We start from the raw sequence: 23,615 nt of genomic DNA, 5'->3' as shown, positions 1-23,615 counted from the left end.
TTACCACGCCGATGAACGCCGCGACGCACTCTGCACCGATCAGCAGCCACCCTGCTTTCAAATGGGGTGTCGGCGCATGGTTTGCGCTGCTGCTGGGGCTTGGCCTCTTCGTCATGCCTGCAGCGGTCCACCTGCTGATGGCCGAGCGCCTCGGCCTCGCCGATATGCTGGCGGATGCAGGCGTGCGCCGTTTGGCGCTGTCTGCCGCCGCTGCGGGGCTTGGCCTGTTGATCGGTCTGGCCATCGCGATGCGCGTGACCGCCATCAACGAGGCCATGGGGGATGACGACGATGCGGATTATGCGGACGAGCCCGGCGGTGTCTGGCTGCACAATGACGGCGCGCAGGATGCGCCCCCGCTCCGCAAGACCGGCCCGCGCCGCCCGTTCAATCCGCGCGAGGACATGGCCGAGGAGGGCATCCGCCCGGCCGAAGACCCGCCGGAGGACGCCGACAGCGAAGAAGCCCTGCTCGCCGATGCCCCGCAGCCCGACGATGCGATGACGCAATTGTGGCATGAAGAGGCAGGTGCCGGCACCGCGCCCGAGTGGCCGGATGAACCCGAGGTAGCAGACGCTAACGAAATGGAAATCTCGGTCTTCGACAAGCTCAAGGCCGAAACCGCGCCAGCACCGATCGCGGACAATTGGGAGGAGCCCGTGGCTTCATTCGGGGGGGACCCGTGGGAAGAGTGGCAGAACGTCGGGCCGAAAGTGGCCGATGGCGATCCAATCGCCGATCCCATTGGCAATCTCGATAGTTCGGACGAGAGCGATTTCGACAATTCGGATGATGATCCCACAAGTCCGGACGAAGGAGGCTTCGACGAGCCAGCGCCCCCAGCACCCCCCGCACCCACTGAAGAGGTCGCCCCGTCCGACCCTGCGCCAAACCCGGTTCCGGCCGCGGCGCTGGGCGATCTGCCGCTCGACAAGCTCACCGAACGCCTCGGTTCGGCGCTCAAGGCCTTCCAGTCCGGCCCATCGGCGGAAGAGCAGGAAGATTCGGATATGGTCATCGCTTTCCTGCGCCGCGAGGCCGAGCGCGATGCACCCGAATCGCGTCGGGGCGAGACATCCGACGACGCGCAGGCCGAACTCCGCAGCGCGCTCGACAAGCTCAGCCGCGTCGGCAAGCCCGACTAGGCTGGTCACCGGGCCCAGCCAGCACCCCCGCTAACGCGCCGTATAAAGCGGAAAACTTGGCGGCTGCGAAATTTTGCTTCGCTTCTCGCAGTTGCAAAATCCCGATCCGGTCGGCATTACGATCCTTCGCGCAATTTTGCTGGTGCCGTGATGGGCACCGCTCGACCATGCTCCCGGCTGCCCCGCACCCCATGCGAGGCCGGTGGGCGGGCACGAAGGAGGACGCATCGCTGATGGGACGCACGCCGCCCCAAACCGTAACGGGTCTCTACGATCCGCGTAACGAACACGACGCCTGCGGCGTCGGCATGGTCGCGCATATCAAGGGCGCGAAGAGCCATGCCATCGTCACGCAGGCGCTCGAGATTCTTGCCAATCTCGACCACCGCGGTGCGGTCGGTGCCGATCCGCTGCTGGGCGACGGTGCGGGGATCCTGCTGCAGGTACCCGACCCGCTGTTGCGCAAATGGGCCGCCGATCACGGCCACGACCTGCCGCAGGCGGGCGACTATGCCGTCGCCATGTGTTTCCTTCCGCAGCCGACCGAAGCGCGCGAATTCGTCGAGCGCCAGCTCGAACGGTTCGTCGAAAAGGAAGGCCAGCGTCTCATCGGCTGGCGCGATGTCCCGACCACGCTCGATGGCCTGGGCAAGGCGGTCGTCGATTCGATGCCCGTCATCCGCCAGTGCGTGATCGCACGCGGCCCCGATTGCGCCGACCAGGATGCCTTCGAACGCAAGCTGGTCGTGATCCGCAAGCAGACGCTCAACCCGCTTGCCGCGCTCGAGCACAAGCACGGCATTGCCGGGCTATCGACCGCCTATATCCCGAGCTTTTCCAGCCGCACCGTGGTCTACAAGGGCCTGTTGCTGGCGAACCAGGTCGGCAGTTTCTACGACGATCTGCGCGATCCCGATTGCGTGTCCGCGCTCGGCCTCGTCCACCAGCGCTTCAGCACCAATACCTTCCCCAGCTGGCGGCTGGCGCATCCCTATCGCTTCATGGCGCATAATGGCGAGATCAACACGGTTCGCGGCAATGTGAACTGGATGGAAGCGCGCCGCCGGACGATGGAAAGCGAGCTGCTCGGCGCCGATCTCGACAAGATGTGGCCGCTGATCCCGCATGGCCAGTCGGACACCGCCTGCCTCGACAATGCGCTCGAATTGCTGGTCGCGGGCGGGTACAGCCTCGCGCATGCGATGATGATGCTGATGCCCGAGGCCTGGGCCAAGAATCCGCTGATGGATCCGGCCCGGCGCGCGTTTTACGAATATCACGCCGCGCTGATGGAGCCGTGGGACGGCCCTGCCGCCGTCTGCTTCACCGATGGCAAGCAGATCGGCGCCTGCCTCGACCGCAACGGCCTCCGCCCCGCGCGCTGGTGCACGACCAAGGACGATCTCGTGGTGCTCGCCTCGGAAAGCGGCGTGCTGCCGTTCGACGATGCCGATATCACGCGCAAGTGGCGGCTCCAGCCGGGCCGCATGCTGCTGATCGATCTCGAACAGGGCCGGATCGTCGAGGACGAGGAGCTCAAGACCGAGCTGGCCAATGCCGCGCCCTATGAAAAATGGCTCGAAACGGCGCAGTACAAGCTCAAGGACCTCGACCGGATCGAGCCCGACCTGAGCGAGATCCCCACCGCCACCACCAGCCTGCTCGAACGCCAGCAGGCCTTCGGCTATACGCAGGAAGACATCGGCCGCTTCCTCGAGCCGATGGCGCAGGGCGGCGAGGACCCGATCGGTTCGATGGGGACCGATACGCCCATCGCGGTGCTGTCCGACCGCAGCCGCCTGCTGTACGATTATTTCAAGCAGAACTTCGCGCAGGTCACCAATCCGCCGATCGATCCGATCCGCGAGGAACTGGTGATGAGCCTGCTGTCGATGATCGGCCCGCGGCCCAATCTGCTCGGCCGCGATGCGGGCACGCACAAGCGGCTCGAAGTCAGCCAGCCGATCCTCACGAACGAGGGTCTGGCGAAGATCCGCTCGGTCGAAGCCGCGCTGGACGGCGCCTTCCGCACCGCCACGATCGACATCACCTGGGATGCCTCGACCGGCGCCGATGGCCTCGCCATGGCACTCAAGGAAATGTGCTGGGCGGCGACCGAAGCCGTGCTGGGCGATGCCAACATCCTCATCCTGTCCGATCGCGGCCAGGGCCCTGACCGCATTCCCATGCCCGCGCTCCTGGCGACCGCGGCGGTGCATCATCAGCTGGTGCGCCAGGGGCTGCGGATGCAGACCGGGCTCGTGATCGAAACCGGCGAAGCGCGCGAAGTGCATCATTTCTGCGCGCTCGCGGGTTACGGCGCGGAGGGGATCAACCCCTATGTGGCCTTCGAGACGCTCGAGGATTTGCGCGCCCGGCGCTTCCCCGACCGCGACCCGGCCGACGTGCGTCAGAACTTCGTCAAGGCAGTCGGCAAGGGCATTCTCAAGGTCATGTCCAAGATGGGCATCTCGACCTACCAGTCCTATTGCGGCGCGCAGATTTTCGACGCGGTCGGGCTCAATTCCGAATTCATCGATACCTATTTCACCGGCACGGCGACCACCATCGAAGGCATCGGCCTCGCCGAAGTGGCCGAGGAAGCGGTGCAGCGTCACGCGCAGGCTTACGGCGACAATCCGCTGTACAAGGGCATGCTCGATGTCGGCGGGATCTACCAGTACCGCCTGCGCGGCGAAGCGCATGCCTGGACCCCGCAATCGGTCGCGCAATTGCAGCATGCGGTGCGCGGCAACGATATAAAGAATTACGAGGAATTCGCGCGTTCGATCAACGAGCAGAGCGAACGCCTGCTGACCATTCGCGGGCTGATGGAACTGACGCCCGCCGAACAGCCCCTGTCGCTCGACGAGGTCGAACCCGCGGTCGAGATCGTCAAACGTTTCAGCACCGGCGCGATGAGCTTCGGTTCGATCAGCCACGAAGCGCATTCGACACTCGCCATCGCGATGAACCGTCTCGGCGGCCGCTCGAACACCGGCGAAGGCGGCGAGGAGCCCGAACGCTTCCGCCCGCTCGACAATGGCGATTCGATGCGCAGCCGGATCAAGCAGGTCGCCAGCGGCCGTTTCGGCGTGACCACCGAATATCTGGTCAATTCGGACGATATCCAGATCAAGATGGCGCAGGGCGCAAAGCCCGGCGAAGGCGGCCAGCTGCCCGGCCACAAGGTCGACAAGCGGATCGGTGCGGTACGCCATGCGACGCCCGGCGTCGGCCTGATCTCGCCCCCGCCGCATCACGATATCTATTCGATCGAAGATCTCGCGCAGCTGATCCACGATCTGAAGAACGTCCAGCCCAAGGCGCGTATTTCGGTCAAGCTGGTGTCCGAAGTGGGCGTCGGCACGGTCGCCGCGGGCGTCTCCAAGTCCAAGGCCGACCATGTCACCATTTCGGGCTATGACGGCGGCACAGGCGCCAGCCCGCTGACCAGCCTGACCCATGCGGGCAGCCCGTGGGAAATCGGTCTCGCAGAAACGCAGCAAACGCTGCTGCTCAACGATCTGCGCAGCCGGATCGCGGTGCAGGTCGATGGCGGTCTGCGCACCGGGCGCGATGTCGCGATCGGCGCGCTGCTCGGCGCCGACGAATTCGGCTTCGCCACCGCCCCGCTGATCGCAGCGGGCTGCATCATGATGCGCAAGTGCCATCTCAACACCTGCCCGGTCGGGGTCGCCACGCAGGACCCGGTGCTGCGCAAGCGCTTCACCGGCACGCCCGAACACGTCATCAACTACTTCTTCTTCGTCGCCGAGGAATTGCGCGCGATCATGGCCGAGATGGGTTTCCGCACGGTCGAGGAAATGATCGGCCGTGTCGACCGTCTCGACATGCGCCGGGTGGAGCGCCACTGGAAGGCGCATGGCGTCGATCTCAAGCGCATCCTCCATGCGGTCCCGCTCGAGGAAAACCAGCAGCTGTTCCAAACCGAAACGCAGGACCATGGCCTTGCCGCGGCACTCGATGTCGAACTGATCGAGGCCTGCAAGCCCGCGATCGAGAGCGGCCAGGCGGTTCATCTGACGCGCCGGATCCGCAATGTGAACCGCACCGTCGGCGCCATGCTGTCGGGCCGGATCGCCGAAGCGCATGGCCATGCCGGGCTCCAGCCCGACACCATCCGGATCGATTTCACCGGGGTTGCCGGACAGAGCTTCGGCGCATGGCTCGCGCATGGCGTCGCGATCAGCCTGACCGGCGATGCCAATGACTATGTCGGCAAGGGCCTGTCGGGCGGCCGGATCATTGTCCGCCAGCCCGAAGACGCGCCGCGTGCGCCGGGCGAAAACATCATCGTCGGCAACACCGTGCTCTATGGCGCGATCGCGGGCGAGGCCTATTTCGAAGGCGTCGCGGGCGAACGTTTCGCGGTGCGCAATTCGGGTGCGGTCGCGGTGGTCGAGGGGACGGGCGATCATGGCTGCGAATACATGACCGGCGGGGTGGTTTGCGTGCTCGGCCCCACGGGCCGCAATTTTGCTGCCGGGATGAGCGGCGGGATCGCCTATGTATACGATCCCGACCGCCGCTTCGAAGCGCTGTGCAATCCGGCGCAGGTCGATGTGGTCGACGTCCAGCCGGGCGATGGCGCGGGTGCCGAACGCAGCTGGGGCAACCCGCAGCAGCGCCCGGTCTCGGTCGAGAACTGCGGCATGGGCGATCCGCTCTACCATGACGCGGAACGGCTCAAGGTCCTGGTCGAGCGGCACTTGCTGCACACCGGCTCGGCCAAGGCCAAGGCTTTGCTCGACGACTGGACCAGCGAGCTTGGCAATTTCCGCAAGGTGATGCCGCGCGATTACCAGCGTGCGCTCAAGGCACTCGAAGACGAACGCGAACAGGCCGCAATGGAAGCGGCGGAGTAAGGGTCATGGGCAAGGAAACCGGCTTTCTCGAATACGATCGGCTCGAGCGCACCTATCTCGACCCGCAGGAACGGCTGACCAACTACAAGGAGTTCACGCTCCCGCTGTCGGAGGACGAGCTGCGCCAGCAGGCCGCGCGCTGCATGAATTGCGGCATTCCCTATTGTCACAACGGCTGTCCGGTGAACAACATCATCCCGGACTGGAACCACCTCGTCTACGAGGACGACTGGAAGAACGCGCTCGCGGTCCTTCATTCGACCAACAATTTCCCCGAGTTTACCGGCCGCGTCTGCCCCGCCCCGTGCGAGGCCGCCTGCACGCTCAATATCGTCGATTCGCCGGTGGCGATCAAAAGCATCGAATGCGCGATCATCGACCGCGGCTTCGAGGAAGGCTGGGTCAAACCCGAACTGCCCGAACGGCGCAGCGGGAAATCGGTCGCGGTGGTCGGCAGCGGTCCGGCGGGCCTCGCCTGCGCGCAGCAGCTGGCGCGCGCGGGCCATGCGGTCACCGTGTTCGAGAAGAGCGACCGGATCGGCGGCTTGCTGCGCTACGGCATTCCCGACTTCAAGATGGAAAAGCACCTGATCAACCGCCGCGCGGTGCAGATGGAAGCCGAAGGCGTCCAGTTCCGCACGTCGAGCGAGGTCGGGGTCGAAGTCAGCTTCCAGGCGCTGCAGGAAAATTTCGACGCGGTAGTGCTGGCGGGCGGCGCCGAAGAAGCGCGCATGCTCGACATCCCCGGCTCCGAACTCAACGGCGTGCGGCTGGCAATGGAATTCCTTACCCAGCAGAACAAGCGCAATGCCGGCGACGACGAAGTCCGCGCCGCGCCGCGCGGTTCGCTCACCGCGACCGGCAAGCATGTCATCGTGATCGGCGGCGGCGATACCGGCAGCGACTGCGTCGGCACCAGCAACCGCCAGGGCGCAGCCAGCGTGACCCAGCTCGAGATCATGCCCAAGCCGCCCGAGAAGGAAGACAAGGCGCTGACCTGGCCCGACTGGCCGCTCAAGCTGCGCACCTCTTCCAGCCATGAAGAAGGCGTCGACCGCGACTGGGCGGTGCTGACCAAGCGCGTCGTCGAAGACAATGGCGATGTCGCGGGTCTCGAATGCGTCCGCGTCGAATGGAAAGACGGCCGCATGCAGGAAGTCGCGGGCAGCGAGTTTACGCTCAAGGCCGACCTGATCCTGCTCGCGATGGGCTTCACCGGGCCCAAGCGGCGCGGACTGCTCGACCGCGCAGGCGTCGATCTCGACGGGCGCGGCAATGTCGCGGCGGATACCGAATGGTATCTCACCAGCGAGGCGAATGTGTTCTCCTGCGGCGACATGCGGCGCGGGCAGAGCCTGGTGGTCTGGGCGATCCGCGAAGGCCGGCAATGCGCCCGCGCGGTCGACAAGGCGCTGATGGGCGCGAGCGAGCTGCCCCGCTAAACTAGCCCCGCTGAGCTAGTTCTGCGTGCGTCCGCGTGCCTGCACTGCGGCGCGGCGGGCCTCGACCTCTGCCGGACTGACCGCGCTATTGGCCGCCGACGAGAGCCGGTGCTCGATCGCCAGCCCCTCGCCCATGCTCGCGGCATAGCCTTCGTCGATCAGCTGCTTGTAGCTGGCGAGAAAGGCGGGATCGATACCCGCCATATCAGCCGCGATCCGCCGCGCTTCGGGCAGCAGGTCTTCGGGCGCGACCACACGGTTGACCAGGCCCCACCGCTCGGCCGTTTCGGCATCGAGGAAGTTGCCGGTGAAGCTCAATTCCTTCGCCCGGCTGATCCCGATCATACGCGACAGTTTCTGCGACAACCCCCATCCCGGCACGATCCCGACGCGCGCATGCGTATCGGCGAAGCGGGCATTGCTGCTGGCAATCAGCACGTCGCAGGCGAGCGCGACTTCGAACCCGCCGGTAATCGCGACGCCGTTGATCGCACCGATCACCGGCTTGCGGCAGCTTTCGATCGCCTTGACCGGATTTTCGTCCGCGCCTTCGGCATTGGCCGCCCCCAGCGCGCCTTCCTCCGCTCCCAATTCCTTGAGGTCGAGCCCTGCGGTGAAGGCGCGTGTGCCCGCACCGGTCAGGATCACCGCGCGCACGGCGTCATCGGCATCGAGCGCGGTCATCACCGCATAAAGCCGGTGGCGCAGCGCTTTCGACAGCGCGTTCATCGCTTCGGGGCGGTTCAGGGTGACGGTGGCGATCCCGTCGGCGATCTCGGTCAGGACAAGGTCGGTCATGCAGGGCTGCCTAACGAACAAGTTGCATCTTGCAATCTTTCTCCTGCTGCCCTTCACTGCCAGCGGAGCGAGAGGAGACTAGGACTATGGCTTTCAAACCCTTCGACCTGACGGGCAAGGCGGCAGTGATAACCGGCGGCAATGGCGGGATCGGTCTGGGCATGGCCGAAGGGCTTGCGGCGGCCGGCGCCGACATCGCGATCTGGGGGCGCAATGCGGACAAGAATGCCGCCGCGCTCGAACGCCTCAAAGCGCATGGTACGCGCATTGAGGCGCTGGAGGTCGATGTCGCCGATGAACAGGCAGTGGTCGATGCCATGGCCGAAAGCCTGTCGCGCCTTGGCCGGATCGACAGCTGCATCGCCAATGCCGGCGTCGGCGGGGCCGCGCCGCTAATCGAACAGACGACCGAGCAATGGCGCAAGGTCACCGCGGTCAATCTCGATGCGGTGTTCTGGACCTTCCGCGAGGCGAGCAAGCACATGGTCGCGCGCGCGGAGAGCGGCGACAAGGGCGGTTCGCTGCTGGTCACCTCGAGCGTGTCGGCAATCCACGGCGCGCCGCAGAACCAGGCTTATGCTGCGACCAAGGCGGGCGTGCTGGCGATGGTCCGCGGCACCGCGGTCGAACTCGCGCGCTACGGTATCCGCGCCAATGCCGTCCTGCCGGGCTGGATCGCCACCGACATGACCGAGCGGCTGCAGAACTGGGACGCCTTCAATGAAAAAGCGATCGGCCGCGTGCCGATGCGGCGCTGGGGCGAAGGCGAGGACTTTGCGGGCATCGCGGTCTATTTCGCGAGCGATGCCAGCCGTTTCCACACCGGCGATTCGGTGGTGATCGACGGGGGCTATTCGATCTTCTGAGCTAGAGCCCGCGCAGCCGGCGCGAGGAATTGGAGTGCTGGTGGACCGCGTGGATGTTGCCCGCCCGGTCCCGTTCGAAGACGACTTCGTCGCGCTCTTCGCCGGTGTCGGTGACAACGCGGAACCGGTCGCCGCCGAGCGGTTTCAGCCGCCACATAGATTTGGCCGGTTCATCCGCATCGGCGGCGAGCCAGGTCAGCCCGCCCGCCCATGGGATCAGCATATAGTCCGCGCTCCAGGGCTGCCCGTCATAGACCCCGGCATAGTCGGCGAGATCGACGCCTTCGACCTCGGCAAAGGGCTTGGCCCCGCCCCGCGCCTTGATCAGCGCGGCGATGCCATAGGCAAGCGCGCCCGGATCATCCATCGCGTTCATCGCGACCGCGACCGCCATTTCCTCGCTCGGCGCGATCATCAGCGAGCTGCGATAACCGGGACAGGAACCGCCATGGCCGACCACCGTCGTGTCGCCTTCCCGGCGCACCGCGAAGCCGAGCCCCCAGCTGGTTTCCCAATCGGGCGAGATATAATGGACCCGCTGCATCTCGCGCAGCGTCGAGGCGCGCAGGACTTCAGCCTCGCCCGATTTGGCCAGGCGGAAGGTCCAGCTGGCGAATTTGGCCAGATCGGCGACGCTGGCGCTGAACCCGGCGGCGGGCGTGATCCCCGCCGGATCGAACAGATCGATCTGCGGGCGTGTGCCCTGCGCCGTCAGCGCGCCCCAGCCGACCGCCAGCTGCCCGCCATATAGCTCGCCGGGAAGCCCGGGCCGGGTATCCTCCAAGCCAAGCGGGTCGATGATGTTCGCGGTTACGTAATCGGCGAAGCGTTCGCCGCTTACCGCCTCGACCGTTTCGCCCACTAGCGTCAGGCCGAGGTTCGAATATTGCCAGGTGGTCGACGCAGGATAGAGCGGCGCCTGAGAGCCGATCTTCGCGCGGACCTCGGCCTGGCTGGGGAAGGGATAATCGGGCCCGGTCCAATAGGGAAAATCCGCTTCGCGCGGCAGCCCGGCAGAATGCGTCAGCGCCCCGCGCAGGGTCACCGGCACGCTGTCACGCGGATCGTCCGCCAGCGTGGCCCAGGGCAGATAATGCGCGATCGGCGTGTCGAGCGCGACCTTGCCCTGCTCCCACTGCTGCATCAGCGCGACCGCGGTGAACAGCTTGGAAATCGAACAGATCGAATAGATCGTGTCGGCCCTCGCGGGCATCTGGCGCGCGCGGTCGGTGGTGCCGAAGCCGCGCGCCCAGACGGTCCGGTCGCCCTGCGCCACGGCGGCGGAGACTGCGGGGATATTGCGATATTGTCGCTGGCCTTCGACCCACAGCTCGGCCGCGCGCATCGCTTCGGCCAGCGCCTCGGCCCGGGCGGCATCGGTGGTGCCTGCCTCGGCATGGTGATCGCCGCCAGTGCGAGCCTGCGCCGGAACCACCATTCCCAGCACGGCCAGCGCCGCGCCTGCCTTGAATATCGCCTTCACTGCCAACTTCCCCCTGTCGCTGACGGCAAGTCTCCTACAGGCTTACGCCGATGGCAAGTCACACGGCCCAGTCGATCGGGGTGCGGCCGTGTTCGGCAAGGAAGGCATTGGTCCGGCTGAACGGACGCGAGCCGAAAAATCCCCGATGCGCCGACAGCGGGCTGGGGTGCGGGCTCTCGATCACGCAGTGGCGCGGATCGCGTAAATGCTCGATACGCTGCGCCTTGGCCTGCGCATGGCTGCCCCACAGGATGAACACCGCGGGCTCCTCGCGCGCTGCCACTGCCGCCACGCAGGCATCGGTGATCGCATCCCAGCCGCGCTTTGCATGGCTGCCCGCTTTGCCGCCCTCGACCGTCAGCGTGTTGTTGAGCAGCAGCACGCCCTGCCGCGCCCATTTGCTCAGATCGCCATGCGCGGGGCGCGCGATGCCAAGGTCGGCTTCCAGCTCCTTGTAGATGTTCACGAGGCTTGGCGGGACCTTCACCCCTTCGGGCACTGCAAAGCACAGGCCCATCGCCTGCCCCGGCCCATGATAGGGATCCTGCCCGAGGATCACGACCTTCACCGCGTCGAGCGGGGTCAGCTCGAGCGCCGCCAGACGGCAGCCGCGCGGCGGATAGACCGGTTTGCCGGCGCGCTCTTCCTCGACCAGGAAGCCGCCCAATTGCCGCGCCTGCGGGGTCGCCAGCACCGGGCCCAGAGCGGCCTGCCAGCTTTCGGGGATTGCATCGCTCGCCATGAGGGCAGGACTAGGCCGCCCGGACGCGCCTCGCCAGCACCCCTTCCCACCAATCCCCAATCGGCCTAAGGCCGCGCGCATGGCAGTGCATTTCCACGAAGAAGACCTCCCCGCAGGCGTCCTCGCCGATGGCCCCGTGGCCGTCGATACCGAAACCATGGGTCTCGTCACGATCCGCGACCGGCTGTGCGTGGTCCAGATCAGCGACGGCAAGGGCGACGAGCATCTCGTCCGTTTCGCTCCCGACAGCGATTACGACGCGCCCAATCTCAAGGCGGTGCTGGCCGATCCCGCACGGCTCAAGCTGTTCCATTTCGCACGCTTCGACCTCGCCGCGATCGAATATTACCTCGGGGTGGAAGCGACGCCCTGCTATTGCACCAAGATCGCCAGCAAGCTGGTGCGCACCTATACCGACCGTCACGGGCTCAAGATGCTGGTCGAGGAATTGCTCGGCGAAAGCATTTCCAAGGCGCAGCAGTCGAGCGACTGGGGCGGCCCCGAACTCAACGACGCGCAGCGCGAATATGCCGCTAGCGACGTGCGCTACCTCCACCGGATGAAGGAGGAGCTCGACCGCCGGCTGGCGCGCGAGGGCCGCACCGAACTGGCGCAGGCCTGCTTCGACTTCCTCCCCACCCGCGCGCGGCTCGACGTGGCGGGCTGGGCCGAGCACGACATCTTCAGCCACATGTAAGGATCACGCGGGCAGGCGACACGCATGGCATTCCGGCAACGCAGGATCGAAACGGCAGAAGCCCAGGAGCGGCGCCACGAGCGCCAACACTGGGCCGAGCCTGGCGGGGCGCATGATCGCCTCGTCGCTTTCCTTGCGCGCGCGCTGCCGATGGCTGTCGGCGTGCTGGCGGCCCTGATGGTCATCACGCCGCTCTCGCCGCGCGGCGAGATCAGCTTCCTGCTCGACCGCAACAAGGTGGCGATCATCTCCGAACGCCTGCGCGTCGACAATGCGCTCTATCGCGGAGCCGACAACCAGAACCGCCCGTTCTCGCTGACCGCAGGCGAGGCAGTCCAGCGCTCGAGCGCGGAAGGGCTTGTGCGGATGGACGATCTGGTCGCGCGGCTGCTGCTCGACGATGGCCCCGCGCGGCTGAGCGCCGAAGCCGGGCAATATGACATCGACGAGGAAGTGGTTTCGATCACCGGGCCGATGCGCATGCAGGCCGCCGATGGCTATCGCATGCTGGCACGCGGCGTCTCGGTCGACCTCGCCAACAAGCTGCTGGTCGGTGCGGGGGGCGTCGAGGGGGAAATTCCCGCCGGGACCTTCAGCGCCGACCGTTTGACCGCCGATCTGTCGGCGCGCACCATAACCCTGTCGGGCAATGCGCGGCTGCGCATGGAGCCCGGAAAGCTGAGGATGCCGTAATGAAGCCCCTGCTCCCCACTATCGCCCGCTGGGGCATCGGTTCGTTCGCGGTCACGGCGGTCGCCTTTGCCGGTATCCAGCTTTCCGCGCAGTCGATCGCGGGGCACAATTCGGATGCGCCCGTGTCCTATGCCGCCGACCGGATCGAGCTGCAGGACCGCGAAAACCGCGTCGTCCTGTCGGGCAATGTCGCGATCACCCAGGCCGGGCTCAACCTCAATGCGGCGCGGACCATCGTCAGCTATTCGGATGCGGGCACACTCAAGATCCAGCGCATCATGGCCACCGGCGGGGTCAATGTAACCCGCGGCAACGAACGCGCGCGCGGCGATACGGCGGTCTATGATTTCAACCGCCGGATCATCACCATGGCGGGCAATGTCCGGCTCAACCGCGGCGGCGATACGCTCAACGGCGGACGGCTGGTGATCGACCTCGCCTCGGGCGTGTCGAGCGTCGACGGGCGTGCCAGCGGGTCGTCCTCGGTTACGGGCGAGGGCCAGTCGGGCGGAAGGGTCACCGGGACCTTCTCGGTCCCCGAAGGCTGAGCCGCGGCTAGCGCCCGCGCGCGCCGGCCACGCGCGCAATATCGGCAAGGCCCTGTGCCAGCAGCAATTCGGCGGCCTGGCTGTTGGTCAGCAATTCGCGGTGGAGCCCGACGAGGCGCTGCGTCAGTCGGTCGAGCTTGTCGCCGTGCCGCCACAGCGCGAGCTGCTGCCCGATGTCGCGCTTTTCCTTGAAGAAGATGCCCAGCCGCGCCTCCTCGCCCCGATCCAGATCGCCGAAAGAGCGCGAACCGAGCGCCGCGGCGATCCGCGCCAGCTGCGCCGCGCGCCGCTCGAAGGCGAGCAACACGCCGACAGGATTGAGCCCGAGCAATTTCATCCGCGCCAGCTCGACTGCGACCTTGGGCGCCTGTCCGCCCATCACCGCATTGACCAGCGGGGTGAAGCCATCGTCCTCGCTCGCCGCGCCAATCGCATCGAGGTCTTCCGCGGTCGCGCTCTGCGGGCTTTGCGCGCTGGCATCGAGATAGAGCGCGAGTTTCTCGATCTCGCTCTTCGCCAGCCGCACGTCGAGATTGGCCGCGCGTGCGATCCGTTCGGCCAGATCGCCGCCCAGCCGCACCCCCGCCCCGTCGGCGAGGCCGCGCACGCTGCGGGTGACCGATTGCAGGTCGGGCGGATAGAACATCGCCACCAGCGCATCCTTGCGCTTTTCGAGCAATTTGGCGGAGCGCGACTTGTCGGTGGCCGAGGTGGCGACGACGATGACCGGGCAGGCCTTACCGCCGCCCGCCTCGCTGGTTTCGACCAGCACCTTGAGCGCTTCATGCGCCTCGTCGCCGTTGGCCCGTACCCAGATATGCCGCTGGTCGCCGAACAGCGAATTGGTCCGTGCCTCATCGCCCAGCCGCGCGGGATCACCGCGCAGCTCGGCACCCGACATTTCGACGCGTTCGCCCGGTTCGGGCAGCCAGGTCACGAGGTCGTTGGCCGCCGCACTCGCGCCCGCTTCGTCCTGTCCGCAGAAAAAGAAAATGCCGCAGCCCTGGGCGGCGCTGCGTCCCTTGGCCGCGAAATCGCGGTTGCTGAGCTTCACTGTGCCGCGTCGCCCTGCCGCCGCAAGGCCAGCGCGATCCGCGTGATCATCCGCTGCGCAAGATCCTGCGACAGGTTCTGCAGCGCGGTCTGTTCAGCGGCGATGACCGCATATTCGCTCGACACCACGTCGATCCCGGCATCCGAGCCATCGGTCGCGTCAAGCAGGATCTCGCCAGTGGCGAGATCGACCAGCTGATAGCGCGCGCGCAGCGTCCGCCGTTCGCGGCTGATCGTATCGTCGCGCAGCACCGCAAGCCCTTCGAGCTGGTCGTCGAGCCGGACATCGATCCGGTATTGCGGGCTGACCGTGCCCGCTGCGCCGAAGCGTTCCTCGAGCGCGCTGCGGACCAGCCAGCCGGCCCGCCCCTCGATCGGCGCGACCTCGATCGCGGCCATGGATTGCGCGACCGCGCCGCTGCCGCCGCCAGCATACATGGGCGACAGGCCGCAGGCCGAAAGCGTGCACAGGGCGAGACAGGCGAGGACGATGCGCATCAGGTGACGATATTCACCAATCTGTCGGGCACCACAATGACCTTGCGGATTTCCGCCCCGTCGAGCGAGCGCTGCACCTTTTCCGACGCCAGCGCCATCGCTTCGAGATCTTCCTTCGAAGCGCCCTTGGGCGCGGTCAGCGTGTCGCGCAGCTTGCCCTTGTGCTGGACCGCGATGGTCACCTCGTCCTCGACCAGCAGCGCGGGATCGACTGCCGGCCAGGCGGCATCGGCCACCAGGCCGTCGGTGCCCAGCGCCGCCCAGGCTTCCTCGGCCAGATGCGGCATCATCGGCGCGACCAGTTGCACCAGCGTGCGGATCGCGGCCGACCGACTGGCCGAACGCTGCGCCTTCTCGACCGCGCCGGTCAGTTCGTAGATTCGCGCCACCGCCTTGTTGAAGCCCAGCGATTCGATATCCTCCGCCACGGCCGCAACCGTCTGGTGCATCTTGCGCAGCAGCGGCTTGTCCTCGCCTACGGCCCCGGCGGCATGGGCAGCGAACAGCCGCCACAGGCGGTGGACGAAGCGCGAGCAGCCCTCGATGCCCGCTTCGGACCACGGCAGGTCGCGCTCGGGCGGGCTGTCGGACAGCATGAACCAGCGCACCGCGTCGGCGCCATAGGTGTCGATGATCGTATCGGGGTCGACCACGTTCTTCTTCGACTTCGACATCTTGATGACGCGGCCGATCTCGACATCGCCGCCATCGTCTTTGAGCAGCGCGCGTTCGGCCTCGCGGCTGATCTCGTCGGGCGCATAATAGATGGTCTTGCCGCCATCCTTGCGGCTGTAGGTCTCATGCGTGACCATGCCCTGCGTGAACAGCGAGGCGAAGGGTTCGGTCACGTCGATCTGGCCCATATGCGCCAGTGCGCGGGTCCAGAACCGGGCGTAGAGCAGGTGCAGGATCGCGTGCTCGATCCCGCCGATATACTGTTCGACCGGCAGCCACTTGGCGATCTCGTCCTTGTCGAACGGCTTGTCCGCGGGCTGGCTGGCGAAGCGCAGGAAATACCACGAACTGTCGACGAAAGTGTCGAGCGTGTCGGTCTCGCGTGTCGCGCCGGCGCCGCATTTGGGGCAGTCGACGTGTTTCCATGTCGGATGCCGCACCAGCGGATTGCCCGGGGTCTGGAAGTCGACATCCTCGGGCAGCGTGATCGGCAGGCTGTCCTTGGGCGCGGGCACCACGCCGCAAGCATCGCAATGGATGAAGGGGATCGGCGTGCCCCAGTACCGCTGGCGCGACACGCCCCAGTCGCGCAGGCGCCACACGGTCTTGCCGCTGCCGCGTCCCTGTTCCTCGATGCGCGCGATGATTGCGCGCTTGGCGTCCTCGACTTCCATCCCGTCGAGGAAGTCCGAATTGACCAGCACGCCCTCCCCCGCCTCGGCCTCGCCGGCGAAGGGCTTGTTCGCCTGATCGGCGCTCGCCGCGACGACCCGCGGGATCGGCAGGCCGTATTTGGTGGCGAATTCGAAATCGCGCTGGTCGTGGCCCGGTACCGCCATGATCGCGCCGGTGCCGTAATCCATCAGCACGAAGTTCGCGATATAGACGGGCAGGTGCTGCTGCGTGAAAGGGTGCTTCGCCCCGATCCCGGTATCGAAGCCGAGCTTCTCTGCCGTTTCCAATTCAGCCGCGGTCGTGCCGCCTCGCTTGCACAATGCGATGAACTTCGCCGCATCGCAGTTCTGTGCCGCCACGGCTTGCGCGAGGGGATGATCCGGTGCGACCGCGACGAAACTCGCGCCGAAGATGGTGTCCGGGCGGGTCGTATAGACCGGCAACGTCTCTCCATTCGAGAGGTCGAAGCTGAATTCGAGCCCCTTGGACTTGCCGATCCAGTTTTCCTGCATCAGCCGGACCTTGTCGGGCCAGTTGTCGAGGCTGCCGAGCCCTTCGAGCAGCTCTTCGGCGAAATCGGTGATCTTGAGGAACCACTGGCTCAGCTTGCGCTTCTCGACCTCGGCGCCGCTGCGCCAGCCCTTGCCGTCGATCACCTGCTCATTGGCGAGCACGGTCATATCGACCGGGTCCCAATTGACCTCGCTCTCCTTGCGATAGACGAGGCCCGCTTCGTAGAGATCGATGAACAGCGCCTGCTCGTGCCCGTAATAATCGGGTTCGCAGGTCGCCAATTCCCGCGACCAGTCCAGCGCGAAGCCGAGACGCTTCAGCTGCGCCTTCATGTGTTCGATATTGTCGCGGGTCCAGCCGCCCGGGTGGACGCCCTTTTCCATCGCCGCGTTTTCGGCGGGCATGCCGAAGGCGTCCCAGCCCATCGGATGCAGCACTTCGTGGCCCACCGCCTTCTTGTAGCGCGCCAGCACGTCGCCCATCGTGTAATTGCGCACATGGCCGATATGGATGCGCCCCGAAGGATAGGGAAACATCTCGAGCACGTAGCTCTTGGGCTTGGGGGAATCGCTATCCGCGCGGAAAGTCTGCGCCTGGTCCCACGCGCTTTGCCAGCGCGCATCGGCGCTGGCGGGATCGAAACGGGTTTCGCTGCTCATGCGAGCGGCGTTTACGGATTTTACCGGCTATGGGAAGGCGCTTTAAGGCTCCGCCCCCGCGATCAGCTGACCGCTTCGCGGCGCAGCTCGCGGGCCTTGGTCAGGATGATGTCTTCCAGTTTCTGCACGGTCGCCGCCTGGACCGGGGCGTCGACCCAGGTGCCCGACTGGTTGACCTGGCGGCTGGCCGCCACGCGCAGCGCATCGGCGCGCAGATCGGAATCGAGGATGGTGACGGTCATCTTGACCCGCTCGCCCGGATTGCTCGGATTGGCATACCAGTCGGTCACGATCACGCCGCCATTGCTGTCGGCCTGGAGCAGCGGGGCAAAGCTCACTGCATCGAGCGAGGCGCGCCAGAGGTAGGAATTGACCCCGATGGTGGTGACCTGCGCCGCGGCAATGTCCGCCTGCGGCCGCTCACGCCCGCCACCGCATGCCGCGAGGCCCAGCGAGGCGGCGGTCGCAACGGCGATGGTTGCGGGGCGGCGAATGGTTGCGAAAGCGCTCATGTCGATCCTTGGTATCCTGCAGATTGCTTGGCTCTATAAAGCCTGCACGCTTGGGAGCAAGGCATAGGCCATCGGCGCCTCACACAGCCTTGCGCGCGTGAATGCGGGCTTAATCCATGCGCGCGGCCTGCGCACCTTCTGCCAAGTGCTTGTGGATACTGCGCAACACTTTTCGCCAATCGCGCGGAACCGCTGTGGAAAAGCTGGCCATCGGGTGCGCGAGTGCTACCTTGGCTTTCACAAACAAAAGGACTCGCCCCGCCAGGGCGTAAAAGTCAGGAACCGTTCAGGGCGGTTCTGCCTTTAGTCCCGAGAAACAAGGGAAGCTCGTTCGCGATGGCACGTTCGGTGAAAAGTCAGGGCAAGACGCGGTTCGTACCCGCGGCGCTGGCTGTTGCCGGTCTGTCGCTGGCGATACCCGCCGCCGGTCTCGCCGTGGTGCAGACCAGCGCGGCAGCGGAGCTTCCCGAAACCGTATCCTATCTGCGCTTCACCCCGGCCAAGGTCGATCCGCAGCTTGCTGCGCGCGTCGCCGCCGTAATGGGTGAAGACGGATTGCGTTTCACCCCGGCGAACAAGCCGGTGCTGACCAAGGACCGCACGGTGACCGTCGCGGTCCGCGTCGATGACGCCATGGCCCGCGCGATCTCGGTCCGCAGCGCGATCGATTCGGCCGGTACCGCCGACAGCCGCGAACGCGTGCTCGCGATCAGCCAGACCAGCTACAATCTGGGTGTGGCGCGTGGCTATCAGAGCTTCGCCCAGCCCGCCAAGCCGGCGACCGTTTCGGTCGGCCTGCGCGACATGGGCATGCCCGACCTCGCCAGCTACGCCCTCGACAAGGGCGACAAGCCCGCCAAGCCGGGCCGCTTCGATTCGCGCCTCGCGCTCGAGAAGGAAGACAGGGCCGGCCGCTCGCCGCGCACGCTCGAAGGCGCGGGCAACCAGAGCGTCGATCTCAGCACCTCCTACCGCGTGGTCGGCAATCTCAATGTGACCGCCGGTGTCCGCCTGTCGAAAGACAGCAACCGGCTTGCACCGCTGACCGACGGGCTCGAGGACGACCAGGCCGTCTATGTCGGCACGCGCGTCAGCTTCTAAAGCTTCTAAGCAGACCCCACCCGAAAATACGATTGCACCGCAGCGCCGCTTGGCGTTGGGGCTTGGCGTGCGCCACGTCGCTGGCCTAGGCTCGCCGCAACGCTAGGGAATGCCGGGGAGAATCGACTATGTCACGGGTGGCTATTGTAACCGGGGGCACGCGCGGGATCGGCCGCGCAGTCTGCGAACGCTTGCGCGACGAGCGCGGCTTTACCGTGATCGCCAATTACGCCGGCAATGACGAAGCCGCCCAGCGCTTCACCGAAGAAACCGGCATCCCCACGAGCAAGTTCGATGTCGGCGACCCCGAGGCTGTCGAGGCGGCCTGCGCAAGCATCGCCGAGCAGCATGGCCCGATCGACGTGGTGGTCAACAATGCCGGGATCACCCGCGACGGCACGCTGCTCAAGATGAGCTATGCGGACTGGGACGCGGTCATGCGCACCAATCTGGGCGGCTGTTTCAACACCGCCAAGGCCACCTTCGCGGGGATGAAGGAACGCGGCTGGGGCCGCATCGTCAACATCGGGTCGATCAATGGTCAGGCCGGACAATATGGCCAGGTCAATTACGCCGCCGCCAAAAGCGGGATCCACGGCTTCACCAAGGCGCTGGCGCAGGAAGGTGCGCGTTTCGGGATCACCGTCAACGCGATCGCGCCGGGCTATATCGACACCGACATGGTTGCCGCCGTCCCCGAACCGGTGCTCGAGAAGATCGTCGCCAAGATCCCCGTCGGGCGACTGGGCAAGGCCAGCGAGATCGCCCGCGGGGTCAGCTTCCTGTGCTCCGAACATGCCGCATTCGTGACCGGCTCGACGATGAGCATCAACGGCGGCCAGCACATGTATTGATGGCCACGGGGGCTGCCGGCGCCCCCCGTGCCCGGTCGGTTCAGTCGATCAGGATCCCGACGACCTTCCATTGGCCATCTTCCTTCACCAGCGTGACCGTCTCCACCGCGTCGGGCTTGTTGGCGAAGCGCGTCTGGAAGGTGACTTCCTGATAGCCGTGCGGCGGCGCGTTGAGGTAGCGGATCGTCGCCAGATTGCGCGCCACCACGGCGCCCAGCGGAACCCGGACCTGCTCCGACGCCGCGGCCCATCCCGCAACGCTGTTGGCCGAGCGGAAACTCTCGCCCGCCGCATCGTAGCTCGCCTGCCAGTTTCCGGCATCGCCAAGCGCGAGCCAGCTTCGCGCGGCAGACTCGACCGCTGCGTCGCGCGCCGCGGTTTCGGCATCGCGAGAGCCCCCGCCATCGGTGGCGAGGGGTGTGAAGAGCAGCAGCGCTGCGGTCAGTACTGACATACAGATTCCTCCGATTAGCCAGGCACCCTTGCGCCTGCGGCCCGGTTGATCATCCGAACCGGCACGCGGGTCTCCCCCCAAATCCTTGTCCGCAAGATTTTCGTGGGGTCCGCCTTCGCGGTCGAGCACCAGCCGTGCCGCCTCGCGGCTGCTGGTGACCGCCAGCTTCCGCCGCGCCCCGCGCAGCCGCTCGTTGATCGTGTGTACCGACCGGGATAGCGCGTTCGCGGCCGACTTGGCATCGTGCCCCCGCGCCATCAGGCGCAGCGTTTCCTTCTCCTTTTCGGTAAGCGCGTCATAGCCGTCAGCCATGCCCGAAACCTAGGCGCGGCACGGTTCACCGCACACCCCAAAAAAATCGTATCGGCCCCGGCCCGAGCGTTGTAGGGCGCGCGGCCTATGGAAATGCCCCCTTACCACCCCCCCAAGAAATACTCGGTCCGCATCGACGGACATCGCACCTCGATCAGTCTCGAACCGCTGTTCTGGGACAAGCTCACCACCGCGGCACGGATGCGCAACCAGTCGATCAACGCGCTGGTCGCGCAGATCGACGCCGAACGAATCCGCGCCGAAACCCCGCCGGGTCTGGCGGGGGCGATTCGCATCTGGCTGGTCACATATGAAAAGGGCGGCTGGCTTGCGCCAACCGCCCCTTCGGCAGTTCAAACCGCCTGATCAGTAATTGGCGGGCGGATCGCTCGCGGGAAAGCTTTCGTCGCTTTCCTCGTCGGCCTTGGTCCAGGTCCCGTCGGGCTTGTCGCGCATCGATTCGGGACCTGCGTCGCGGATCGATGCATCGCCCTGGTTGTCGGCAAACGCCGCCTTGGACTTGTTCTTTTCGAGATAGCGATAACCGGCATATCCGATACCGCCGAGCGCCATGAGCTTGAGTAACATATGAGAACTCCTTCCTTGGCGACCCAACGCGCGGATCGCCGGAAAGGTCCGTCAGCCAGCGCTCATTCGTCGCCCACCCGTTCGACATCTGCGCCGACCAGCTGGAGCTTCTCTTCCAGCCGCTCATAACCGCGGTCGAGGTGGTAGAGACGGCGCACGGTGGTCTCGCCTGTAGCGGCGAGCCCCGCGATCACCAGGCTCATCGAGGCGCGCAGATCGGTCGCCATCACTTCCGCGCCGGTGAGTTCCACCGGACCGCGCACGATCGCCGTGCGGCCCTCGGTCTCGATATCCGCGCCCATCCGCGCCAGTTCGGGCACATGCATGAAGCGGTTCTCGAAGATCGTTTCCTTGAGCACGCTGGTGCCCTCGGCGCGGGTCAGCAGGCTCATCAATTGCGCCTGCATGTCGGTGGCCAGCCCCGGGAAGGGTGCGGTGGTGAGATTATGCGCCTTGAGCGGCCCGTTCGCGGCCACGTCGATGCCGTGCTTGTCGCTCTCGATCTCGACCCCGATGTTGCGCAAAGCGTGCAGCGTCGAGCCCATGTCGCCCGCATCGGCGCCCTCGAGCCGCACCTCGCCGCCGGTGATCGCCGCCGCGCAGGCATAGGAGCCCGCCTCGATCCGGTCGGGCATCACCCGGTAGGTCGCGCCGTGCAGCTTGTTCACCCCGTGGATTGTCAGTTCGGAGGTCCCGATCCCCTCGATCTCCGCGCCCATCGCGGTGAGCAAATTGCACAGATCGACGATCTCGGGCTCACGCGCGGCGTTGACCAGCCGGCTGGTGCCCTTGCACAGCACCGCCGCCATCAGCGCATTCTCGGTCGCGCCGACCGAGACCACGGGGAAGTCGAACTCGCCGCCGGGCAGTCCGCCATCGGGCGCCATCGCCTTCACATAGCCCTGCGCCAGTTCGATATGCGCGCCGAAGGCTTCGAGCGCCTTGAGGTGGAGGTCGATCGGGCGGTTGCCGATTGCGCAGCCGCCGGGCAGCGACACGGTCGCCTCGCCGGTGCGCGCGAGCAGCGGGCCGAGCACGAGGATCGAGGCGCGCATCTTGCGCACCAGATCGTAGGGCGCGACCGAACTGGTGATCCGCATCGCCTCGAGCGTGACGTTGCGGCCGAAGTCCTCGGGCCGCTTGCCGGGAATCGTATGGCTGACGCCGAACTGCGTCATCAGGTGCTGGAAGCCGTCGATATCGGCCAGCCGCGGCAAATTGCGCAGCGTCAGCGCCTCCTCGGTCAGCAACGCGCAGGGTATCAGCGTGAGCGCGGCATTCTTGGCGCCCGAAATGGGGATGGTCCCCGACAGGCGGTTACCGCCGCGAATGATCAGTTTGTCCATGGAACCGTGCTTTACCCTCGCGCGTCATGCTGGCAAGCGTCACGATAGCGTCGCAGCGCCGCGCCAGCGGATGTATCGTCGACCGATCGCGTGCGCCCCCGCGCGAAATTGGCCGCGCAAACAGGCAGGAGCAACACAGATGTCAGCCCGTAAACCGATCAAGAAGGCGGTGTTTCCCGTCGCCGGTCTCGGAACCCGCTTTCTCCCCGCGACCAAGGCGATCCCGAAGGAATTGCTGCCGATCGTCGACCGTCCGCTGATCCAGTATGCGGTGGACGAGGCGCGCGAGGCGGGGATCGAGCAGATCATCTTCGTCACCGGCCGCGGCAAGACCGCGATCGTCGAGCATTTCGACGTCGCCTTCGAACTCGAAACCACCATGGCGGAGCGCGGCAAGGACCTCTCGGTGCTCGAACCCACCCGCGCCACGCCGGGCGATATCATCACCGTACGCCAGCAGGTGCCGCTGGGGCTGGGCCATGCGATCTGGTGCGCGCGCGCGATCGTCGGCGACGATCCATTCGCCATCCTCCTGCCCGACGAGCTGATGGTGGCGGCCAAGGGCGGCGGCACCGGCTGCATGAAGCAGATGGTCGAAGCCTATGAAGAGGTCGGCGGCAATCTGATCTCGGTGCTCGAAGTGCCGCATGACGAAGTGTCGAGCTATGGCGTGATCGCGCCGGGCGCCCAGCTGTCCGAGACGCTGACCGAGGTGACCGGGCTGGTCGAAAAACCCCCGGTGGACGAGGCGCCGTCGAACAAGATCATCTCGGGCCGCTACATCCTCCAGCCCGAGGTGATGGGCGTGCTCAAGGACCAGGGCAAGGGCGCGGGCGGGGAAATCCAGCTGACCGACGCAATGGCGAAAATGATCGGCAACCAGCCCTTCCACGCCGCCACCTTCGCCGGCCGCCGCTTCGACTGCGGCAGCAAGACCGGCTTCGTCGAGGCGACGCTGGCCCTGGCGCTCGAACGCGAAGACATGGGCGCCGAGGTGCGCGCGATGGCGGAGCGGTTGCTCAGCGAATAGCGACGTAAAAAGGGGGGCGCCGCAGCACCCCCCTTTCGCAAT

21 protein-coding genes are annotated in these 23,615 nt (G+C 66.2%); 11 read left to right on the top strand and 10 right to left on the bottom strand.

All coding sequences use genetic code 11. The features are described from left to right. Positions 1 to 11 precede the first annotated feature (11 nt). From J2S32_RS11315 to J2S32_RS11305, 3 genes are all read left to right on the top strand, one after another. Entirely contained in the window at positions 12 to 1,145 is a 1,134-nt protein-coding gene (locus J2S32_RS11315) for a hypothetical protein (RefSeq protein WP_253521373.1), read from the top strand. 233 nt (positions 1,146 to 1,378) lie between these two features. Continuing rightward, positions 1,379 to 6,034 (top strand): glutamate synthase large subunit, encoded by a 4,656-nt coding sequence (gltB, locus tag J2S32_RS11310; RefSeq protein WP_253521369.1) that lies wholly within the window; start codon positions 1,379 to 1,381, stop codon positions 6,032 to 6,034. Between the two features lie 5 nt (positions 6,035 to 6,039). Continuing rightward, the gene (locus J2S32_RS11305; protein WP_253521366.1) at positions 6,040 to 7,476 is read left to right on the top strand and encodes a glutamate synthase subunit beta; all 1,437 of its coding nucleotides are present in this window, start codon (positions 6,040 to 6,042) and stop codon (positions 7,474 to 7,476) included. Positions 7,477 to 7,491: 15 nt separating this feature from the next. Here the strand turns inward: J2S32_RS11305 and J2S32_RS11300 are convergent, their stop codons facing one another. Then, entirely contained in the window at positions 7,492 to 8,274 is a 783-nt protein-coding gene (locus J2S32_RS11300) for an enoyl-CoA hydratase (protein WP_253521363.1), read from the bottom strand. 86 nt (positions 8,275 to 8,360) lie between these two features. Between J2S32_RS11300 and J2S32_RS11295 the strand changes: the two genes are divergently transcribed. Next, positions 8,361 to 9,140 (top strand): SDR family NAD(P)-dependent oxidoreductase, encoded by a 780-nt coding sequence (locus J2S32_RS11295; protein ID WP_253521360.1) that lies wholly within the window; start codon positions 8,361 to 8,363, stop codon positions 9,138 to 9,140. Position 9,141: 1 nt separating this feature from the next. On the opposite strand, the gene J2S32_RS11290 is transcribed toward J2S32_RS11295, so the two are convergent. After that, positions 9,142 to 10,623, bottom strand: coding sequence for a serine hydrolase domain-containing protein (locus tag J2S32_RS11290; RefSeq protein WP_253521357.1), 1,482 nt, complete (start codon positions 10,621 to 10,623; stop codon positions 9,142 to 9,144). Positions 10,624 to 10,681: 58 nt separating this feature from the next. After that, the gene (gene ung / locus J2S32_RS11285) at positions 10,682 to 11,365 is read right to left on the bottom strand and encodes a uracil-DNA glycosylase (protein ID WP_253521354.1); all 684 of its coding nucleotides are present in this window, start codon (positions 11,363 to 11,365) and stop codon (positions 10,682 to 10,684) included. A 79-nt stretch (positions 11,366 to 11,444) separates the two neighbouring features. Here ung and J2S32_RS11280 point away from each other — a divergent pair, with 79 nt between their 5' ends. From J2S32_RS11280 to J2S32_RS11270, 3 genes are read left to right on the top strand one after another with little or no spacing between them, the layout of a single operon-like run. Then, a complete protein-coding gene (locus tag J2S32_RS11280; RefSeq protein ID WP_253521352.1) occupies positions 11,445 to 12,062 on the top strand; it encodes a ribonuclease D in 618 nt (205 codons plus the stop codon). A gap of 24 nt (positions 12,063 to 12,086) precedes the next feature. Next, positions 12,087 to 12,755 (top strand): LPS export ABC transporter periplasmic protein LptC, encoded by a 669-nt coding sequence (lptC, locus tag J2S32_RS11275; RefSeq protein ID WP_253521350.1) that lies wholly within the window; start codon positions 12,087 to 12,089, stop codon positions 12,753 to 12,755. Then, positions 12,755 to 13,303, top strand: coding sequence for an LptA/OstA family protein (locus J2S32_RS11270; RefSeq protein WP_253521348.1), 549 nt, complete (start codon positions 12,755 to 12,757; stop codon positions 13,301 to 13,303). Before lptC ends, J2S32_RS11270 begins: the two co-directional genes overlap by 1 nt. 7 nt (positions 13,304 to 13,310) lie before the next feature. On the opposite strand, the gene holA is transcribed toward J2S32_RS11270, so the two are convergent. From holA to J2S32_RS11250, 4 genes are all read right to left on the bottom strand, one after another. Continuing rightward, a complete protein-coding gene (gene holA / locus J2S32_RS11265; RefSeq protein ID WP_253521346.1) occupies positions 13,311 to 14,357 on the bottom strand; it encodes a DNA polymerase III subunit delta in 1,047 nt (348 codons plus the stop codon). Next, positions 14,354 to 14,854, bottom strand: coding sequence for an LPS assembly lipoprotein LptE (lptE, locus tag J2S32_RS11260; RefSeq protein ID WP_253521343.1), 501 nt, complete (start codon positions 14,852 to 14,854; stop codon positions 14,354 to 14,356). The genes holA and lptE overlap by 4 nt, the downstream gene beginning before the upstream one ends. Beyond that, positions 14,854 to 17,376: a leucine--tRNA ligase gene (leuS, locus tag J2S32_RS11255; protein WP_253521340.1), complete on the bottom strand. Its 2,523-nt coding sequence runs from the start codon at positions 17,374 to 17,376 to the stop codon at positions 14,854 to 14,856. The genes lptE and leuS overlap by 1 nt, the downstream gene beginning before the upstream one ends. 62 nt (positions 17,377 to 17,438) lie before the next feature. Continuing rightward, entirely contained in the window at positions 17,439 to 17,888 is a 450-nt protein-coding gene (locus J2S32_RS11250) for a DUF3576 domain-containing protein (RefSeq protein WP_253521337.1), read from the bottom strand. 336 nt (positions 17,889 to 18,224) lie between these two features. On the opposite strand from J2S32_RS11250, the gene J2S32_RS11245 reads away from it, so the two are divergent. Both J2S32_RS11245 and phbB read left to right on the top strand, forming a co-directional pair. After that, on the top strand, positions 18,225 to 18,989 hold the full coding sequence (locus tag J2S32_RS11245) for a hypothetical protein (RefSeq protein WP_253521333.1): 765 nt from the start codon (positions 18,225 to 18,227) through the stop codon (positions 18,987 to 18,989). Between the two features lie 128 nt (positions 18,990 to 19,117). After that, a complete protein-coding gene (gene phbB, locus J2S32_RS11240; protein ID WP_253521329.1) occupies positions 19,118 to 19,843 on the top strand; it encodes an acetoacetyl-CoA reductase in 726 nt (241 codons plus the stop codon). 40 nt (positions 19,844 to 19,883) lie between these two features. Here phbB and J2S32_RS11235 read toward each other — a convergent pair whose 3' ends face one another. After that, positions 19,884 to 20,609: a helix-turn-helix domain-containing protein gene (locus J2S32_RS11235; protein WP_253521324.1), complete on the bottom strand. Its 726-nt coding sequence runs from the start codon at positions 20,607 to 20,609 to the stop codon at positions 19,884 to 19,886. 87 nt (positions 20,610 to 20,696) lie between these two features. On the opposite strand from J2S32_RS11235, the gene J2S32_RS11230 reads away from it, so the two are divergent. After that, positions 20,697 to 20,975, top strand: coding sequence for a ribbon-helix-helix domain-containing protein (locus J2S32_RS11230; RefSeq protein WP_318173607.1), 279 nt, complete (start codon positions 20,697 to 20,699; stop codon positions 20,973 to 20,975). On the opposite strand, the gene J2S32_RS11225 is transcribed toward J2S32_RS11230, so the two are convergent. Next, complete coding sequence (locus tag J2S32_RS11225; protein WP_253521320.1) at positions 20,976 to 21,197, bottom strand: hypothetical protein; 222 nt, start codon at positions 21,195 to 21,197, stop codon at positions 20,976 to 20,978. It abuts the gene before it with no gap. 62 nt (positions 21,198 to 21,259) lie between these two features. After that, positions 21,260 to 22,543 (bottom strand): UDP-N-acetylglucosamine 1-carboxyvinyltransferase, encoded by a 1,284-nt coding sequence (murA, locus tag J2S32_RS11220; RefSeq protein WP_253521316.1) that lies wholly within the window; start codon positions 22,541 to 22,543, stop codon positions 21,260 to 21,262. Between the two features lie 139 nt (positions 22,544 to 22,682). Between murA and J2S32_RS11215 the strand changes: the two genes are divergently transcribed. Further along, positions 22,683 to 23,573: a UTP--glucose-1-phosphate uridylyltransferase gene (locus J2S32_RS11215; protein WP_063506274.1), complete on the top strand. Its 891-nt coding sequence runs from the start codon at positions 22,683 to 22,685 to the stop codon at positions 23,571 to 23,573. The last annotated feature ends 42 nt before the right edge of the window (positions 23,574 to 23,615 follow it).

This window comes from Qipengyuania citrea, assembly GCF_024171405.1.
In the GTDB taxonomy this organism is placed as follows: Bacteria; Pseudomonadota; Alphaproteobacteria; order Sphingomonadales; family Sphingomonadaceae; genus Qipengyuania; species Qipengyuania profunda.
The sequence above is the reverse complement of the archived record's forward strand: the minus strand, read 5'-3'. Positions and strand labels throughout refer to the sequence as shown.